Genomic DNA, 16,507 nt, shown 5'->3' with positions numbered 1-16,507 from the left:
ACATTCGGCTCCTTTTAAATATCTAAATTTAAGTGAGGTTTATGGTCTAAATGGTGATGCGTTTTAATAAAGCGTACCGTTCTTGTTTTATAACGCATAACGATAGAATACGTTTCTGCTAAATCTCCGCCAAGGAATTTCACACCGTCTAATAACTCGCCAGCAGATACGCCTGTTGCTGAGAAGATTGCATCTTCGCCAGATACTAAGTCATCTAACATAAGAAGTTGACGAGGATCCTCTAATCCCATTTTACGGCAACGTGCTTCTTCTTCTTCATTCATTGGAACTAAGCGTGCTTGCATTTCACCGCCAAGACATTTCAGTGCTGCGGCAGAGATAACACCTTCTGGAGCACCGCCAACACCAACGAATAAATCGATACCTGTTCCTGGAAGAGCTGTTGCGATTGACGCACCAACATCGCCATCACCGAATAATTTTACACGTGCACCTTTTGCACGTACACGGTCAATGATGTCTTGATGACGTTCACGCTCTTGGATGATAACTGTTAGGTCACGAATTTTTTTATTATTTGCTTCTGCTACAATATCAATTGTTTTTTCAATTGGATCATCTAAGCTGATTTTACCAGCTGCTTTTGGACCAACCGCGATTTTTTCCATGTACATATCCGGAGCATGAAGAAGGTTCCCTTTATCTGCGATTGCAATAACTGCCATTGCGTTTGCATGGCCTTTTGCAACAATGTTTGTACCTTCTAATGGGTCAACGGCGATATCTACTTCTGGACCGTTGCCTGTCCCTAGTTTTTCACCAATATATAACATTGGTGCTTCATCAAGTTCTCCTTCACCAATTACAACAGTACCTGCCATACTTACCGAATCAAACATATCACGCATAGCAGTAGTTGCTGCGTCATCTGCTTCGTTTTTCTTTCCACGACCCATCCATTGTGCTGATGCAAGGGCTGCTGCTTCTGTTACACGGACAATTTCTAATGCGAGTTCACGTTCCAAGTTGACATTCCTCCAATTTCGAAAATCATACAGTTATAACTATAACAAAGAACTAGGAAAAGGTGAATTCGAAAAATTGTCGATTTTTTCAGATGAAACGGTTACAATTAAAATGTAAATGCTTTTATTTCCAGGTAGGTGACATTCATGTACTTTGTAGATCGAAAAAAAATAGAACAAATGTTAACATGTTTAGAACAAGTGGTAGATACATTGCAAGAGAAGCACCAATATAAGACTTCTTTTGAATATTATGCGTTAGAACGCATGTCGCATCTTATCATTGATTGCATATTAGATGTTGGAAATGCAATGATTGATGGGTTTATTATGCGCGACCCAGGAAGTTATGAAGATATTATTGATATTTTAATGGACGAGAAGGTAATACGTAATGAAGAGGGAGAAGGAATCAAAGAAGTGATTCTTCTTCGTAAAATGCTGATGCAAGATTATGTAGAAATGAACCATGAAGAGTTATATAGCACAGTACAAAAACAAATAGCTATAGTGCAGAACTATCCTGCGAATATTCGTCGTTATTTAGAACAGGAATTAGGACCCGTCTCCGCGTTTGTACCAGAATAAGGTCCCGCAGTATCCCCATCTATCTTTTTGTTCAGATGGGGATTTTGTACTGTTATTAGAGCAAGAGAAAAGGGAAGGAAAGAAGGGGAAAAAATGGGGGAAGCACGTACAACGAAAGAGGAGATTGTACAGCTTTTAAAAGTAAAAGGGGAACAAACTGTAGCAATGCTAGCTGAATCTTTACAAATCACCGAAATGGCTGTACGTCGTCATTTAAGCAAGTTAGAGAAAGAACAAGTGATTCATTCAAAAATGATGAGACAACACGTTGGACGACCTATATATGTATATGGTTTAAGTGAAAAAGGGGAAGATTTGTTTCCGAAAGAGTATAAACAGTTTGCGTTAGATATACTAGAGGAATTACAACGTATTGGCGATGAAACAATTGTGAAGGCGATTTTACAAGCAAGAACAGAGCGGATGGAAGAACAACTCCAAAAGCGAGTGAGTCGTCAAGATAAATTGATAAATAAATTAAAAGAAGTGGCTTTTTTACAAGAGAGAAATGGGTATATGGTACAGGTGAAACAAGAAGGCGAAAACTCTTTCATCTTACAAAAACAAAATTGTCCATTAATGACCGTTGCTGAGAAGTTTCCACAGCTTTGTGTAGACGAGAAAAATATGTATCAGCGGTTGTTTTCTTCCGCAAATGTGAAAGTGCTATCCAACATGTGCGACGGAGATTGTCACTGTTCATATCAAATACAAGAAAAAAAATGAACGTTATGAGACGCTTTTGGATAAAGCGTTTTTTTCTTGTATAAAAGGGGTTAATATAAGAAGGGTGTTACAGGTTAAATAAAACTTTCACAAGTGTCCGCTATTACGGGACAAAAAGGAGAGACATAGTAGATGTATAAAGGCTATTTAATCGATTTAGACGGTACAATGTATCGCGGAGAAGAACAAATTGAAGAAGCAAGCGATTTTGTAAAAGCATTGCAGGAGCGCAATCTTCCGTATTTATTTGTAACAAATAACTCAACGCGTAAACCAGAACAAGTGGCAGAAAAGCTTGTTCGTTTTGATATTCCAGCTAAGCCGGAACAAGTATTTACAACAAGTATGGCAACAGCGAATTTTATTTATGAGCGTAAACAAAATGCTTCAGTTTATATGATTGGTGAAGAAGGATTACATGATGCACTTGTGGAAAAAGGATTCGAGCTTGTGGATGAAAATCCCGATTTTGTTGTCGTTGGACTGGATCGTGAAATCAACTATGAAAAGCTAGCGAAAGCATGCTTGGCAGTACGCAGTGGCGCAACATTTATTTCAACAAATGGAGATATTGCCATTCCAACTGAGCGTGGTTTACTGCCAGGAAATGGATCATTAACATCTGTTGTCGCAGTATCCACAGGCGTAGATCCAATTTTTATCGGTAAACCAGAATCCATTATTATGGAGCAAGCGTTAAAAGTACTTGGCACATCAAAAGAAGAGGCATTAATGGTTGGGGATAATTATGATACTGACATTTTAGCGGGGATCAATGCTGGCATGCATACTTTACTTGTCCACACTGGAGTCACATCTGTGGAGAAATTAACAGAATATGATGTGCAACCAACACAGGTTGTGCATAACTTGACCGAGTGGATTGAGAAGATGTAAGAAAAACGAGATAACAGTTGTTATCTCGTTTTTTTATTAAAATACTCGGTTCACTAATTCTTTCACTTCTTCAAGATACTGCTTTCTCGCTGCATCATCTACAGAAGGGACGCTTGTATAAAATGTGTGTTCCAATGTTTCAATACCTGTAAATTCAAAAATACCCGCATCAGTTGTTTTCTTCATTGCTTCGAACATACCGTTTGCTGTATAAGCTTCTTTTGTATTTCCCATTGTGGATAATAGCAATCCTTTTTTACCACTTAATAACTTTTCAATGCCATTTTCACTGTAAGCATACGCAAAGCCATGGCTGAATACGCGATCAACGTATCCTTTTAAGATTGCAGGAAGGCCTGCCCACCAAACGGGATAAATGAATGTGATTACATCTGCCCAAGCAATATGTTTTTGTTCTTCTTCAATTTCGGCTGGCGTATTTCCTTGAGAAAATGAAATGAAATCATCAGTAGCTAATACAGGATTGAAGTTTAAGGCATATAAATCGCGAACGCGTACTTCATGACCTTTTTCTTCTAATTGTCCTTGTACAGTTTCTAAAATTGCATGGTTAAAGCTTTGTGGATATGTTGATAGTTTGCTCAAATGATAACGAACCTACATAAATACAAATTAAGAAACCGACATAAAACCCCTCTTTTTAGGTGGGAGAGAGCATCCAGCCATGCATAGAAGCGGTCAGATCCTTTTCCTGCCCAGACATAGTGAAAACAAAGAGAGAAAACGAGTGCAGGTCACCTTTTGTTATCCATAGCCGCGGCTTATATGTCGAAAAATTAAAATGGATTTATATAATGTAACAATTTTAGTTACGAATTACTTTTCAAGTCAAATAATGTGACGTTATCCCGCTATTCGGGGGCTGATAATCAGTGGAGGATGAAGAAAACCCCCACTGATTAAAGTTTTACTTTATCAACAGGGATGTGAAAGGCATGCTTAATATCCACAGCGCGTAATGGACCACCGTGACCAACAAATACCCGGTTCGGTTGATAACTCATGACTTTGTGGATACTATTGTGAACTTGTTGGATATCTTCAGCGAAATAATGAATGTTTGGTGTTCGAGGAGAAAGAAGCCCGCCTAAATGCCCACCCATTAATAAATCACCAATAATGACGTCATGATTCTCAAATACAATTGATAGTGAGCCAGGTGTATGACCAGGAGTATGGATCACCCTTCCCGCCACACCGTAATCATGAAGATCAAATTCTTTATGAATGATAATATCTGGTTCGAGGCCTTTCGTTTTTCCATGTAAGAAAAGCTTTAAGAGTTTTCCAGTAAACCTTGTTGGATGCAGTGCGGGATCTTTCCCGTTTTTTAATGCAACCTGGTCCAAATGATGAATGGCAACAGGGACGTTTAACTTTTGTTTTAAAGTCCTTACGCTTCCGAAGTGATCAAAATGTCCATGGGTTAATAAAATTAACGAAACATCTGCTGGTGAGATGTTTCGTTGTTCAAGTGCTTGTAAAATGCGAGTCTCATTGCCGGGTCTACCTGTATCCACAATAATGGTCTTATCACCACGAAGAAGGAACACGTTGGAAAAGCCTAATGATAATTGTTCAATCAAAATAACACCTTCTATACGTTATAGCAAAATTCGTTTCTCTTTCGCTTCCTTTATCCACAGCGGAAGTTCATTTAATAGCTGGTTATATAGTGTTTCATCTGTTGTTTTTTCAATATCTCGAATGTGAAAAAAGTTTGCGTTGTCGATGAAGCGTCCATCCATTTCATCGAGTTTTCGAAGGACATCAAATTTGCCGTTTCCAATCCCAACAAACTGCCAAAAAATTGGCTTGTTAGAGGAGGATACTACTGGCTTTTGAATGCCTTTTTTACAACCACCATCGTTAATAAAAATAACAAAGGCTGGTTCTTCACTTTTCTCTTCCATGGTATACTTTTGAATCACATCTTCCATCACTTGTGGCTCTTCATTTCGGCCGAATTTATGAATGGAATTGTTATTTAATATATGCTTTTCTACATAACCAGCAAAGTCTTTTTCAGTAACGGCTGGTAATCTAGAAAACTCATTATCATACACCCAAATATCTAGTGCACCATCATCATCAAATTGACTTGCAACAGCAAGGATGCGTTCCACAACTTCTTGGACAGTACCGTTTCTATATAAAGTTCGCATCGATCCAGAAATGTCTAAAACGAGTGCAACTTTTGCCACAACACCTGTTAATTTCTTTTTCTCTAATACAACACGTACAGCTTCTTTTCTTAATGTGATAGTACTCAATACAATCGCCCCTTTTTTGTAATGTAACAAGAATGTTGACTCTTGAAGTATGTATAGATTACGCAGTTGGAAGAGAAGTTTGGATAAGTTGAAGAGCTCTGTTTACAATTTCTTCAGCTGCGTATATACCAATTTCATTTGTTTTTGTAATGTGAGGTAGTAAACTACCTTGTTTTGTTTCTAGTTCACCATGTAGGGGAGCAAAAGCATGATTTGCCCCTTCTAGCATACATAAATCAAGTAAGGAATCTCCAGCTGTAATTACGGTTTTGGTCTCGGTGATTTGTTTTAAATAAGCGATGGCATCCCATTTGTTCACTGGCTTTGGAACAAGGTATAATTTTCTGCCTTGCAGTGAATGATTCCACCCTTGCGTGTCTAACCATGCTGTAAAGGAAGCGAGCTCTTCGTAGGGAATATTTTCTCGGTCAATTATGCAATAGTGAAATAAGTCATCTGCTGTTTTTTGTGATAGCACCCATTCTTCATGAGAAATATTTTGAAACTCCTTTAGAACGTCTTCTTTTGCCATACATTCTGTTATGAGCTTTGTTTGTATGTTCTTTTTCCAAGCAGTATCCTGTTTGCCGTTGTGAAGAATATTGCCGCCATTGCTTGTAACAGCATATTCTGGTACAACATCCTTTTGAAATAGTGTAATACGCTGGAACTGTTCCAGCGTTCGAGTTGTGACAGGGATAAAGTGTGCTTGTGATTGCAACCTTTGTAACAAGGAAATCGTTTTATGCGTAGTAAAAGAAATTTCTTTTCCATCTAACGTTTCAACTAATTGAATGTGTTTATCCTCTATCTGCATTCGAAATGATTTTCGAGAATAAATGAGAGTCTGATCAAGGTCGCTTGCAAAAATCATGATTGGTTCCTCCTTAGCGGTTGAATTAATCCGCAGCATGAGTACGTCATATGTTTATATATTTCAATTGGTACATTCAACTCTTGTGCAAGAAGCAAAATATGCTGTAAGTCAGGATTGTTTTCTTCGCGAATCAAAATTTTCCATGGTATCCGTCTTAGTAGAACACGTGTTGTTTCTCCGACGCCGGGTTTAATCAAATTGATATCCGCTATTTCAAATTGTTTTTGAATAGAAGTGATATTTTGTAACCCTTGCCATGATGGTTCTGTATATGTAGCGATGATATGCTCCAGTTGTGTTTTGATCTCATCACCAACATCAGGATATAAAGTTGTAATTTCTTCGATAAAGAAATTAGACAAATCTTCTTTTTCTAGTTCTTTATAATATTTGGCACCATGAAAATCATTAGGGCCAATATATGCCTCATTTAAGACTGTGCGGCTTACTAATCCTGAAACTGTTGCGTTCAAACAGGCGCTTGGAATGAGAAAATCTTCACGCGTCCCATAAATAGAAGTGCAATGACCAGGGTCCGCAAGCACAGCCATACAGTCTGAAATGTACTCATGATGCTTTTCGTTAAATCTATGCACAGATTGACGAAGCTCTTTTTTGATGGCACCTTTTCCGGTCCATCCATCAATAAACTGAATCGTTTGGTTCGGGTGTTTTTGCAAAATATACTGAAGGGCATTTTCATCAATGCCGCGTCCGCGAATAATAGACATACTATAATGTGGTAGGTCGAGATTATATTGATAACGTATGTATCGTTTTATTAAAACACCAATTGGCGTGCCAGCTCTTGCTAACGAAACGAGAACAAGATTCGTTCCTTTTGTCTTTACAATTTGTTCTGCAACTACACCGGCGGCAACTGCTAATTTGTGCTTATATTGCTGTAAGGAAGTGAAGAATAAGTCCATATACTCTTTGGATGGCTTGTATTCAATTGGAAGCATCTCAGAGTAGTGTGTCCCTGACTGAATGGCCATCTCTCTTTGGTTTGTTGAGCTTTCTACAATGATATTACTAATATCTTTTAATAAAAAGATAGCATCATCGTCAGCGTAACTACCAATGCGCTGCAAACTTTTTGATTGGGTCATATTTCTTCACCTTCGCTTTCTGCCAAGTTGCTAAATGAAACGATATGAATGAGTGGAATCATCTTTTGTAATTGCGCAAGGAGCGGCAGTAAGCACTCTTCTTGTAGATTTCGTTCGATAAAGAGAAAGACTTCATCATAATTACCGGGCTCAATGTTATAACAATAATTTGTCACCGCTTTATCTTCGGGACTTTCATAGGAAAAACGGTTGTGAATCGCATATTGTGCCTCGGCATAAGGGTGAATGGGACTGCGTGTCGTTGATTGGTAAGAAACATTTGCACCCATTTCAGCGGCGATTCGCATCGGTATATACATGAATTCGCCAGTTCCTAAGCATAACGTGTTTTTGCCTGTTCTTTTTTCTTTTAGTTGCTTGCCAACTTTCTTGGAAAATGAATGCAGACTTTCTTGCTCATCTGCCGAAATACCGAAACGACCTGTATACTTTGTATAAGTAATGTCATGTTCAGGAGATGTATACGGCAGGGAAGGACAAGAAATAGAATACCTTTTTATGTCCGTTTTAAGCTCTTGATGAGCTACTAGATCATTTGGCTTAGAAGTAGCAATTGGGCTGCCAATAACGTCGATAGATCCCCCTAATAGGGATATAACGTGAATTGTTATATTAAGCTGTTTCTCTAATTTTGCAAACTGTTCCCGATGCTCATTTGAGCGCCAATCTAATAAGGAAGCAACAACATATTCTTTTCTTGGAAACTTTTCTTGGATGGATTGAATGATATTTAACGCAGTCTTTCCCGTGGTCATTTCATCATCGACAAGAACGATTGGCTGTTCATTTTGAAAATATCCCTTTTCCACATAGCAACGATGCGATGTCGCATGAGAATGTTCTTCTTCAAATGTAATGATGGGATCGATTTGTGAGATAGTTTCCCTTGTTGTATGCACATATTTTGCATTTTGGAAGCATTGAAACATAGCGTGACCTAATGCGGTGGCCGTTTCTGCAAAACCGATAAATAGGACTTCTTTTTGCAGAGGGAATTGATATTGTAAAATAGCCTGCAACCCATAATCTGTACTTTTTTTCGTTGAGATGATTTTGAGAATCTCTTTTTGAAATGGATGGTTTGTATTGTGCATCATTTCCATATATCTTGCAGCAAGAGCACATCCTCCTGCTAAAGAGACAGCTGGTGAAATAGGAAGATGTTTTCCTAAAATGGTACTGACAAATAAAAAGCTACGTTTCTTATTGATTCTCGCTGCCATTTGAAACAAATGTTCTGGTGATAAAAAATATGGATTATCGCGCACCTCTATATGAACTGTTATTTTATTTAAAATGTGGTACGTGTATGTTTTGGTTTGATGTTTCGGTAAGGAGATCGATGAAAGTTTGTTGTTCATGTAGCACCCCGTAAATAGTAGATTTCAGTAGTGTTTTACGCGCCCAATTATAATGGGGCTTCACTTCATTCATTTTGTTGGAAAAACTACTTTTCATAACACCGTTATACGTGTGAGCGTTTTCGAAAATAGCCATTGCATCTACATAGTCTTCTAGTGTTACAACATGTAAAGCTTGTACGAGTTTAATGTGAGAAGGATGAATGACTGTTTTTCCGACCAAGCCATTTGCTTGATCAAGCAAGACTTCATGAATCAGACCATCCTCATAACGATGAAGCATTTCTGTTCGCATTTTTAGTCCATCATTGCCAAGTGATTCACGAAAGGGTGTTTGGCGAAGTTGTGGCTTTAAAACGCGTTGCTGATTTCCGAAATACTCCCACACTGGTCCCGATATGACATACTCATCTGTTGACCTAGAAAAGATATTGATAATGTCAGAGATACAATCACGAATAACAGAAATATCATAGATTGTCGTAGCACTGTTTCGGCGAATGCCAAATAGGCCCGAAAAATCGGTAGCACCAATTCTTACATTTAGAATGTAATCTCGGTAAGAATCGAGTATTGCTTTGATTGCTAGCAATGCATCGATGCGCATTTCTTTATAAATAATTTCAGGGGATTCTAAAATAGGCATCCCATAGAGTGAAAGCGAATAGCGTTCATTTATATGTCTCAGTTCCTGAATGTAAGACATGCCGTTAGCAGGAGTGAATTTAGGAAAGACAAATCCACTTATGCAATGAACAGCACTGCCTATTTCATGAACGAGTGAACGCATCTGTTTTGGCTCGCGAATACGGATGAAGAGAAGCGGTACGTCTGCTGAATGAAGCTTATTTGCATCAATCATATGCGCGAGTGTTTGCATTTGTATAACGATATTTTGCTCCGCACGTTCCACATCTCCATCGCTAATGGAATCTTCTAAACAGAATACGATAGATGTGGTACCTTCGTGTTTTTTTGTTGCGATTTCCTGAGCGATTTTTTCCTTTGTTCCAGGTGTATATAGCGTAGCGCCTAATGCGTAAGCTAATTGTTCTTTTTCGATGTTCTTTGAAAATTCAATCGGTTCTTGATAGAAAAGCTTTTGCCTTTCCTCAGGAGACAAATATGCAAAATGCTTCAAATTCTCACCACCTTATTTTGAGCTCACCTCATTTACAATGATTAATACAATCGTAACATGCCAAGAGAAGTTTTCCAATTTCATCTATTAAAAATTTACAAAATTTTTAAAAATAAAAGATGAATTGCACGATAAATGTAGAAATTTGTTAGTGGATTTTGTTAAAGAATGAAGGGAAGAAGAAATATGAATGTGCATAAACTTACAGAAAAAGAAGCGAAAGTAATCAATACATGGAAGTACGAAGAACGGTATTCGTTATATAACTTTTCAGGTAGTGAGGAAACGCTAAATGAACTGTTAGATGGTACATATTATGGCTGCTGTAATGAGCAAGAGGAATTGATTGGGTATTTTTGCTGTGGAGAAAATGCACGAGTTCCAGGAGGAAGGGAAGCGAAGTTATACACAGGAGAGCGTATTGTGGATATCGGACTTGGAATGAAGCCTGCGTTAACAGGAAAAGGGATGGGGATATCTTTTTTACAAACTGGATTACAGTTTGTAAAAGAAGAATTCCAGCCGAAAGTGATTCGCTTAAGCGTCGCAACCTTTAACAAACGAGCAGTTACATTATATAAAAAAGCCGGTTTTAAAACGGGACCAACTTTTGTAAGTCGAAAAAGAGAGTTTATGTTAATGACATATGATGTAGAGTAGGAAAAACCAACTTTTTTTCATGGAAGTTGGTTTTGTTTTTTTATCCCGCTATTCGCGGGCAGTAGGACCCCCACCTCAAGATTCAAAGAGAAACAAAGAAGATAGGTGGGGGATAACTGCCCGTAAAAGCCTAATGGGTGAGGGCCAATGATCAGTAGTGGTGGATGAAGAAAACCCCCACTGATAAAAGTTTCACTTTATTCTGCATGCTCCGCCCGGTGTGCTAAACGACTTGATGCAGCAGCGGCAATTGCTCCTACGATATCATCAAGGAATGTGTGAACTTTTCCAGATGATTTATCATTTAAAGCTTCTAAAATTCCTGGTTTTAATTTATCGATATATCCAAAGTTTGTGAAACCAATGGAGCCGTACACGTTTACAATAGAAAGGGCAATTACTTCATCGACTCCATATAAGCCTTCGTCTCGTTTTACGATATCTTGTAAAGGCTCGCTTAACAGTCCTTTTTCGGCAAGGACATCTAATTCAATACCTGTGATCAATGCATTTTGTACTTCACGTTTGGATAAGACACGTTCTACATTATAGCGACATTCTTCCATCGCTAAATTGGGATGATATTTTTTTTGAAGAAAATGAACCAGTTCCGCAATATCATCAATTTTTACTCCGCGCTCTTGTAGTAATTGTAATGCTCTTTCTTGTAGTTGATTGGATTCTTTCATGTTATCACCTTTTTTTCTTTTTAATATTGTATACGCTTTGTTGCTTTATCATGTGCATAGGAATGAAAGTCGAGCACAAGCTCATATATATAAAGAAAAACCATAGGTGGCGACTGTGATGATTCAGCATATTTATGAGCATTATCAAATGCATGTCAAAGAATTGATCCCCCTGGGCCCCTATAAAAGCTTTTGGATTCGTAATAAAATTTATGTACTTCTTCCGATTGGAAATATGGAGGAAGAAGGACTTGTTGAAATGAAAAAATTAAGCGATTATATGAACCAGCAGGGGGATATTACCGTTGCGACTTTCGTTCCGACTATACACGGTTACTATGTAAGTGAGATAGAAGAGAACAATTATTGCTTATTAAAAGGCATGCGCATGTTAGATCGGCATGCAACTTCGTTAGGAAGCGAACTTTCAATATTTCATAAACGAGGAGCCTTTTTTCCGGAAGAAGTAGAACATTTAAGTCGTATTGGTGAATGGAAGGCATTATGGGAAAAAAGGCTCGATCAGTTAGAACGGTTTTGGCAATCGCAAATTTCCAATCATCCATCAGATGTATTTGATCAACTATTTATTGAATCATTCCCTTATTATTTAGGCGTTGCTGAAAATGCCATTCAATATGTTATTGACACAGAAATAGATGATACACCGCAACTTGCAGATGCAGCAACTATTTGCCAAGAACGATTGACACCTTTATTATGGCAGCAAACGAATAAATTAAAAATCCCCATTGATTGGGTATACGATCATCCGAGTCGTGATTTGGCAGAATGGATTCGATATGTGTCGATGGAAAAAAAGGAAAACTGGGAGCAAACTATTTTTCAGTTTATAACAGACTATGAACGAAATTATCCGCTCTCTTCTTTTGGTTGGCGTCTGTTATTTGCACGTCTTCTTTTCCCCCTTCGCTACTTTGAAACAGTAGAAGGGTATTATTTAACAGGGAACGAGGACCAAAAAAGTTTATATCGCGATCGTTTAGAAGCTATTTTACATGATGTGAATCGCTCTGAAAAATTTATGAGGCACTTTTATGAATCACTTCGCTTGCCTGTTGATAAGTTAGGGATTCGTAAATTAGATTGGTTATCCTAACAGGTGTTGATCCGGCAGTAATACCTCCCTGATCAAAGTTGAACTTTATAAAAAAGAGACCAGTAGTGGTCTCTTTTTTATGCTTCGCGTCTCTAAACGAGCCACCTCCGCTTTAAAATTATCCAGCTCCAGCGGCTAGAATAGTCGGTGGCTTCGCTTCTTCCGACGAGGTAAAAAGCACCTCTATGTCAGAAGCTCCATCCTCCTCCTATTCTGAGTGAGCCGCTTCCGCTTTTAAATTAAAATACTTGTTCTACTTCAATAACGCCTGGTACTTCTTCAAGTAGAGCGCGTTCGATACCAGCTTTTAATGTGATTGTAGAACTTGGGCAGCTGCCGCATGCACCCATAAGGCGTAATTTTACAATACCTTCTTCAATATCTACTAATTCAACGTCACCGCCATCACGAAGTAAGAACGGACGTAATTTATCTAATACTTCTAGTACTTGTTCTTGCATATTTGGGTTTTCCATTTTTATCGACTCCTTTCATCAGTTTTATTATAATCAAGATACAGAGGAAAATCTATTTTTTCTGTTCTTGTTTTATTGTCGAAATATTGTATCATGTTTACAGCGTGTTTTTTCAGTATAGGGGACAAGAATTGAACTTGTAAAGAGATGTGCTTATAAAGTAAGGCATCTAAGCATACTATTAGAGCAGAGAAGTGGGGGAGAAGTAATGGTAAATGTTCAAGTATATGGGGCAAAAGTAATTTGTGCGAGCTGTGTTGGGATGCCGTCTTCAACAGAAACATTTGAATGGCTACAAGCAGCGATTGGTCGTAAGTATGAAGGACAGGAAGATAAATTTCAGTTTGAATACATTGATATTCAGGAGCAGCAAGAAGATGAGGAGAAACAAGCTTTTGCTGAGCGTGTAATTGAAGAGGATTTATTTTACCCGGTTGTTCTCGTAAATGGAGAAATTGTTGGAGAAGGAAATCCTCGTTTGAAGGACGTATACGAAGAAATCGAGAAGTATTTATAATATAAAAAGCCTTTGCAACCTACAGGATGAATTGCAAAGGCTTTTCTATTAAGCACCGATAAAGAAATACTAGTAGGTGGAAGTGTCATCTTGTTATAGAAAGGATGATAGATGTGAAAAAAGGTCTTGCTCTAGGAAGTTTGGGTCTCATCATTGTTCTTGTTGTTTCTTATTGGAAAGCAGACTTGAGTATTGTGTATTGGTTAGCTGGATGCTTTAGTTTGTTTTTAATAGCCAATGCGGTAGCTCTTTTAGTAGATGGATTTATTTTAGGAGCACGCGGTACATTTTTTTCGGAAAAACCAAAGCGCAAAGTGTCGCGTTTTCAAGCTGCAGAAACGTTTGTGTTTGCGGCAATTCCCAATATCGTAACCGCTTTAGGGGTGTATGTATGGCTATTGTAAAGGAATATTCAATACCAGAAGAAGTGAAGAGTCTATTAGATCAATATGTGAAAGGGCTTCAAGACATTTTTGCTAATGAAAAGTTAGTTGGCGTGTATGTATACGGTTCAATTGCGCTAGGGGCGTTTCACCCAGAAACGAGTGATGTTGACTTTGTAACAGTGATAGCAGAACAAGTAAGTGATGCAGAGAAGTTGAAAATAAGTGAGCTACATAAGAATCTGTATAAACACGATCTTGGTAAACGAATGGACGGTATGTATATTCCACTTGCTGATTTAGGAAAGTACAATGAGGAAATGCCGCAGTATGTCTATTGTGCTGATGGAAAGATTAACGTAGGTCATTGGGATGTGAATGCTGTTACATGGTGGATGGTAAAAAATCGTGGTATTACGATCATGGGAAAAGAAGCAAAGGAACTTCCGTTTACAGTTATATGGAATGATGTGATAGAAACAATGAAATATAATGTGGAACAGTACTGGAGTCAAAAAGCATCGCGTCCATACCTATTTTTAATTGAAGAGTGGGTGGAATCCGCCGTTGTAACGATGGGACGTATTTTATATACGTTAGAACATGAAACAATTGTTTCAAAAGATAAAGGATTACAGTATATAATGCAATCATCTTCAGAGGAATGGGAACCGTTGTTACAAGAAGTGCATCGTATACGCCATAATCAAAGAGCGAAACGAAATATTTCGAGATGGAAGCGAGCGAACATGACGAAGGTGTACTTGCTCAGTGGGATAGAGGAATGTAAGAAGAAGTGGGAAAGATAAAAAGAGTTCACAATAGGATGTGAACTCTTTTTGTATTAAATATTTTTCCAACGCTCTAATTTATGAATGTTTCGTGTGAACAATTTAGATAAAAATCTAGGGAAACCAAATGAAACAATCTTATTTTCAACAAGCTGTTTCATTTCATCTACTGTGATATGAGGTAGAGTGAATTCGCCACTTTCATAGCAATGGCTACAATATGTTGTGCTTTTTTCACCGTTTTTTTCTGTGCCGCCACCTTTTTCGTCTTTTGAAAATGGCATACCACAACTTTGACAATTTTTATGTTTTTTCATGATAACCGCCTCTAAATATATGTAGTCCAAATGATTATAGTATGATTCCTTTAGAGATACAACTTACCTTTAGGGTTCCATTTGTTTCAATTGGCACCGTCTATTAAAGAATGTTTTATATCCAAGTTGTAAAAAGATAATAACGGAGAAGGCAGTACTTCCAGAAATACCAAGTGTAATCGCAATTTGATATTGAATGGCGGTAAGTGGTGAAATACCTGATAAAATTTGTCCTGTCATCATACCTGGTAGGGTGATAATTCCCATTCCAACCATGGAGTTAATCGTTGGAAGAATTGCTGAATCGAAAGCATCTCGAACAAGTGGAGCAGCTGCTTGTTTTGGAGTTGCGCCAAGCATAAGTGCACCTTCAATTTGCGCGTGCATTGATTTCACATTGTTTAAAAATGAATTTGCTCCAAGGGATATGCCTGTCATTGCATTACCAATTAGCATTCCTGCAATAGGGACAATATATTGAGGGGCATACCAAGGATCATGTCCGATAATAACAAAAATAAATAATAAAAGCGGCCCGAGTGATCCGGCAATCATCGAAAGGGCGGCAACTTGTTTTAATTCTTTTGACATCGGTATATTCACACGCTTATAGATGTTGAATATAGCAAAAGTTGTAATAGAAGTAATAATAGCAATTGTATAGAATGGATTACTATTTTCAAATATGTACGTGAGTATGTATGCAACAAGTACAAGTTGAATTGTCATGCGTAATGTAGCGATCGTAATTTGTTTTTCACGTGGTATACCTTTTAATTTTACAAGGCCAATTAAAATAATAATAAAAATATATGCAGCAGCAAGCTGCCAAATTTGTAGCTCAATAACGCCCTTCAAGTGCGTGCACTTCCCTTCTGATAGCACCTTTTGTTTTACTTATTTCGATAATATCGTCTGCAATTTCGTCTGGGAGTTGTTGTGAGTGGGTAATCATGACAACCGTTTTCTTTTTTTGTTGGGCAATTGCAGCAAATTGTTTCATTACGCGTTTTTCTGTATCAGCATCTAATGCAGAAGTCGGTTCATCTAATAAATAAACCGGAGGATCCATAAGTAAAACACGTGCTAAAGAGAGCCGTTGTTTTTCACCACCGGATAAAGAAGACGCATTATCCTCTAAGTCCTTTTCCAAACTTACAGTCGCTAGAGCTTGTTGTAATTGCTCATCAGAAGGAAAAGGCTTTTCTGAAAAACGAAGTCCGATTAACAAATTATCTTTTACCGTCTTTTCAAATATAGGTGGTGTTTGTCCAAGCATAACCACTTCACGGCGTAAGTGAATGGGCGGATAAGAAGAAATAGGTGCTCCCTTATAATGAATAGAACCGCTTGTGGGTGACTGCAGATCATTTAACATACGGAGCAACGTGCTTTTACCGCTTCCACTTTCGCCGATGATGCAGGTGATCTTTTCTTTGTGAATCTCTAAGTAAGGAATTTGTAGAATGTCTTTATATGTGACGTCCTTTAGTATAAACATAATCTTCCCCTTTCTAATTCTATTAATATCCTATCAAAAAAGGAGGGAAA

General features: G+C 37.9%; 21 protein-coding genes. 8 read left to right on the top strand and 13 right to left on the bottom strand.

What is annotated here, in order from left to right; genetic code table 11:
- Positions 1-14 precede the first annotated feature (14 nt).
- Entirely contained in the window at positions 15-986 is a 972-nt protein-coding gene (glpX, locus tag QRE67_RS23270) for a class II fructose-bisphosphatase (RefSeq protein WP_286122522.1), read from the bottom strand.
- Between the two features lie 147 nt (positions 987-1,133).
- Here glpX and QRE67_RS23265 point away from each other — a divergent pair, with 147 nt between their 5' ends.
- From QRE67_RS23265 to nucF, 3 genes are all read left to right on the top strand, one after another.
- Positions 1,134-1,574: a DUF86 domain-containing protein gene (locus QRE67_RS23265; protein ID WP_286122521.1), complete on the top strand. Its 441-nt coding sequence runs from the start codon at positions 1,134-1,136 to the stop codon at positions 1,572-1,574.
- A gap of 93 nt (positions 1,575-1,667) precedes the next feature.
- Positions 1,668-2,300, top strand: coding sequence for a helix-turn-helix transcriptional regulator (locus QRE67_RS23260; protein ID WP_286122519.1), 633 nt, complete (start codon positions 1,668-1,670; stop codon positions 2,298-2,300).
- Between the two features lie 132 nt (positions 2,301-2,432).
- Positions 2,433-3,197, top strand: a complete 765-nt coding sequence (gene nucF, locus QRE67_RS23255) for a 5' nucleotidase NucF (RefSeq protein ID WP_286122518.1) — start codon at positions 2,433-2,435, stop codon at positions 3,195-3,197.
- A gap of 36 nt (positions 3,198-3,233) precedes the next feature.
- Here nucF and QRE67_RS23250 read toward each other — a convergent pair whose 3' ends face one another.
- From QRE67_RS23250 to QRE67_RS23220, 7 genes are all read right to left on the bottom strand, one after another.
- Entirely contained in the window at positions 3,234-3,803 is a 570-nt protein-coding gene (locus QRE67_RS23250; RefSeq protein WP_286122517.1) for an NAD(P)H-dependent oxidoreductase, read from the bottom strand.
- A 314-nt stretch (positions 3,804-4,117) separates the two neighbouring features.
- On the bottom strand, positions 4,118-4,804 hold the full coding sequence (locus tag QRE67_RS23245) for an MBL fold metallo-hydrolase (RefSeq protein ID WP_286122516.1): 687 nt from the start codon (positions 4,802-4,804) through the stop codon (positions 4,118-4,120).
- An 18-nt stretch (positions 4,805-4,822) separates the two neighbouring features.
- Positions 4,823-5,491: a vWA domain-containing protein gene (locus tag QRE67_RS23240; protein WP_286122515.1), complete on the bottom strand. Its 669-nt coding sequence runs from the start codon at positions 5,489-5,491 to the stop codon at positions 4,823-4,825.
- 58 nt (positions 5,492-5,549) lie between these two features.
- On the bottom strand, positions 5,550-6,365 hold the full coding sequence (locus tag QRE67_RS23235) for an HAD family hydrolase (RefSeq protein ID WP_286122514.1): 816 nt from the start codon (positions 6,363-6,365) through the stop codon (positions 5,550-5,552).
- Positions 6,362-7,480, bottom strand: coding sequence for a cysteine protease StiP family protein (locus QRE67_RS23230; RefSeq protein WP_286122513.1), 1,119 nt, complete (start codon positions 7,478-7,480; stop codon positions 6,362-6,364). Before QRE67_RS23230 ends, QRE67_RS23235 begins: the two co-directional genes overlap by 4 nt.
- Positions 7,477-8,862: a phosphoribosyltransferase family protein gene (locus tag QRE67_RS23225; protein WP_286122512.1), complete on the bottom strand. Its 1,386-nt coding sequence runs from the start codon at positions 8,860-8,862 to the stop codon at positions 7,477-7,479. Before QRE67_RS23225 ends, QRE67_RS23230 begins: the two co-directional genes overlap by 4 nt.
- On the bottom strand, positions 8,789-10,003 hold the full coding sequence (locus tag QRE67_RS23220; protein ID WP_286122511.1) for an HpcH/HpaI aldolase/citrate lyase family protein: 1,215 nt from the start codon (positions 10,001-10,003) through the stop codon (positions 8,789-8,791). Before QRE67_RS23220 ends, QRE67_RS23225 begins: the two co-directional genes overlap by 74 nt.
- Positions 10,004-10,189: 186 nt before the next feature.
- On the opposite strand from QRE67_RS23220, the gene QRE67_RS23215 reads away from it, so the two are divergent.
- The gene (locus QRE67_RS23215; RefSeq protein ID WP_286122510.1) at positions 10,190-10,663 is read left to right on the top strand and encodes a GNAT family N-acetyltransferase; all 474 of its coding nucleotides are present in this window, start codon (positions 10,190-10,192) and stop codon (positions 10,661-10,663) included.
- Positions 10,664-10,860: 197 nt separating this feature from the next.
- On the opposite strand, the gene QRE67_RS23210 is transcribed toward QRE67_RS23215, so the two are convergent.
- Positions 10,861-11,352: a phosphatidylglycerophosphatase A family protein gene (locus QRE67_RS23210; RefSeq protein WP_286122509.1), complete on the bottom strand. Its 492-nt coding sequence runs from the start codon at positions 11,350-11,352 to the stop codon at positions 10,861-10,863.
- A 118-nt stretch (positions 11,353-11,470) separates the two neighbouring features.
- On the opposite strand from QRE67_RS23210, the gene yutH reads away from it, so the two are divergent.
- Positions 11,471-12,472 carry a spore coat putative kinase YutH gene (yutH, locus tag QRE67_RS23205; protein WP_286122508.1) on the top strand — a complete coding sequence of 334 codons (1,002 nt, stop codon included), beginning with the start codon at positions 11,471-11,473 and terminating at the stop codon, positions 12,470-12,472.
- Positions 12,473-12,711: 239 nt separating this feature from the next.
- Here yutH and QRE67_RS23200 read toward each other — a convergent pair whose 3' ends face one another.
- Positions 12,712-12,948: a NifU family protein gene (locus tag QRE67_RS23200; RefSeq protein ID WP_000431179.1), complete on the bottom strand. Its 237-nt coding sequence runs from the start codon at positions 12,946-12,948 to the stop codon at positions 12,712-12,714.
- A gap of 208 nt (positions 12,949-13,156) precedes the next feature.
- Between QRE67_RS23200 and QRE67_RS23195 the strand changes: the two genes are divergently transcribed.
- The 3 genes from QRE67_RS23195 to QRE67_RS23185 all read left to right on the top strand — a co-directional run bounded on the left by QRE67_RS23195 (position 13,157) and on the right by QRE67_RS23185 (position 14,657).
- Complete coding sequence (locus QRE67_RS23195) at positions 13,157-13,465, top strand: DUF1462 family protein (RefSeq protein WP_286122507.1); 309 nt, start codon at positions 13,157-13,159, stop codon at positions 13,463-13,465.
- A gap of 113 nt (positions 13,466-13,578) precedes the next feature.
- Positions 13,579-13,869 (top strand): hypothetical protein, encoded by a 291-nt coding sequence (locus tag QRE67_RS23190; RefSeq protein WP_286122506.1) that lies wholly within the window; start codon positions 13,579-13,581, stop codon positions 13,867-13,869.
- Complete coding sequence (locus QRE67_RS23185) at positions 13,857-14,657, top strand: nucleotidyltransferase domain-containing protein (RefSeq protein ID WP_286122505.1); 801 nt, start codon at positions 13,857-13,859, stop codon at positions 14,655-14,657. The genes QRE67_RS23190 and QRE67_RS23185 overlap by 13 nt, the downstream gene beginning before the upstream one ends.
- Positions 14,658-14,692: 35 nt before the next feature.
- Here the strand turns inward: QRE67_RS23185 and QRE67_RS23180 are convergent, their stop codons facing one another.
- From QRE67_RS23180 to QRE67_RS23170, 3 genes are all read right to left on the bottom strand, one after another.
- Positions 14,693-14,956 (bottom strand): zinc ribbon domain-containing protein, encoded by a 264-nt coding sequence (locus QRE67_RS23180; RefSeq protein WP_286122504.1) that lies wholly within the window; start codon positions 14,954-14,956, stop codon positions 14,693-14,695.
- 69 nt (positions 14,957-15,025) lie between these two features.
- Positions 15,026-15,814, bottom strand: coding sequence for an ABC transporter permease (locus tag QRE67_RS23175; RefSeq protein WP_286122503.1), 789 nt, complete (start codon positions 15,812-15,814; stop codon positions 15,026-15,028).
- Positions 15,798-16,457, bottom strand: a complete 660-nt coding sequence (locus QRE67_RS23170) for an ABC transporter ATP-binding protein (protein ID WP_286122502.1) — start codon at positions 16,455-16,457, stop codon at positions 15,798-15,800. The genes QRE67_RS23175 and QRE67_RS23170 overlap by 17 nt, the downstream gene beginning before the upstream one ends.
- Positions 16,458-16,507 lie beyond the last annotated feature (50 nt).

It is taken from the genome of Bacillus sp. DX3.1, assembly GCF_030292155.1.
Lineage (GTDB): Bacteria > Bacillota > Bacilli > Bacillales > Bacillaceae_G > Bacillus_A.
This window is presented reverse-complemented; position numbering and strand designations above follow the sequence as displayed.

Excerpts from the sequence above, each read along its gene's own strand:
- QRE67_RS23260 (WP_286122519.1), top strand. The coding sequence starts at position 1,668 with ATGGGGGAAGCACGTACAACGAAAGAGGAGATTGTACAGCTTTTAAAA.
- QRE67_RS23195 (WP_286122507.1), top strand. The coding sequence starts at position 13,157 with ATGGTAAATGTTCAAGTATATGGGGCAAAAGTAATTTGTGCGAGCTGT.
- QRE67_RS23180 (WP_286122504.1), bottom strand. The coding sequence starts at position 14,956 with ATGAAAAAACATAAAAATTGTCAAAGTTGTGGTATGCCATTTTCAAAA.
- QRE67_RS23215 (WP_286122510.1), top strand. The coding sequence starts at position 10,190 with ATGAATGTGCATAAACTTACAGAAAAAGAAGCGAAAGTAATCAATACA.
- QRE67_RS23170 (WP_286122502.1), bottom strand. The coding sequence starts at position 16,457 with ATGTTTATACTAAAGGACGTCACATATAAAGACATTCTACAAATTCCT.
- QRE67_RS23185 (WP_286122505.1), top strand. The coding sequence starts at position 13,857 with ATGGCTATTGTAAAGGAATATTCAATACCAGAAGAAGTGAAGAGTCTA.
- nucF (WP_286122518.1), top strand. The coding sequence starts at position 2,433 with ATGTATAAAGGCTATTTAATCGATTTAGACGGTACAATGTATCGCGGA.
- QRE67_RS23225 (WP_286122512.1), bottom strand. The coding sequence starts at position 8,862 with ATGAACAACAAACTTTCATCGATCTCCTTACCGAAACATCAAACCAAA.
- QRE67_RS23265 (WP_286122521.1), top strand. The coding sequence starts at position 1,134 with ATGTACTTTGTAGATCGAAAAAAAATAGAACAAATGTTAACATGTTTA.
- QRE67_RS23200 (WP_000431179.1), bottom strand. The coding sequence starts at position 12,948 with ATGGAAAACCCAAATATGCAAGAACAAGTACTAGAAGTATTAGATAAA.
- QRE67_RS23235 (WP_286122514.1), bottom strand. The coding sequence starts at position 6,365 with ATGATTTTTGCAAGCGACCTTGATCAGACTCTCATTTATTCTCGAAAA.
- QRE67_RS23210 (WP_286122509.1), bottom strand. The coding sequence starts at position 11,352 with ATGAAAGAATCCAATCAACTACAAGAAAGAGCATTACAATTACTACAA.
- QRE67_RS23230 (WP_286122513.1), bottom strand. The coding sequence starts at position 7,480 with ATGACCCAATCAAAAAGTTTGCAGCGCATTGGTAGTTACGCTGACGAT.
- yutH (WP_286122508.1), top strand. The coding sequence starts at position 11,471 with ATGATTCAGCATATTTATGAGCATTATCAAATGCATGTCAAAGAATTG.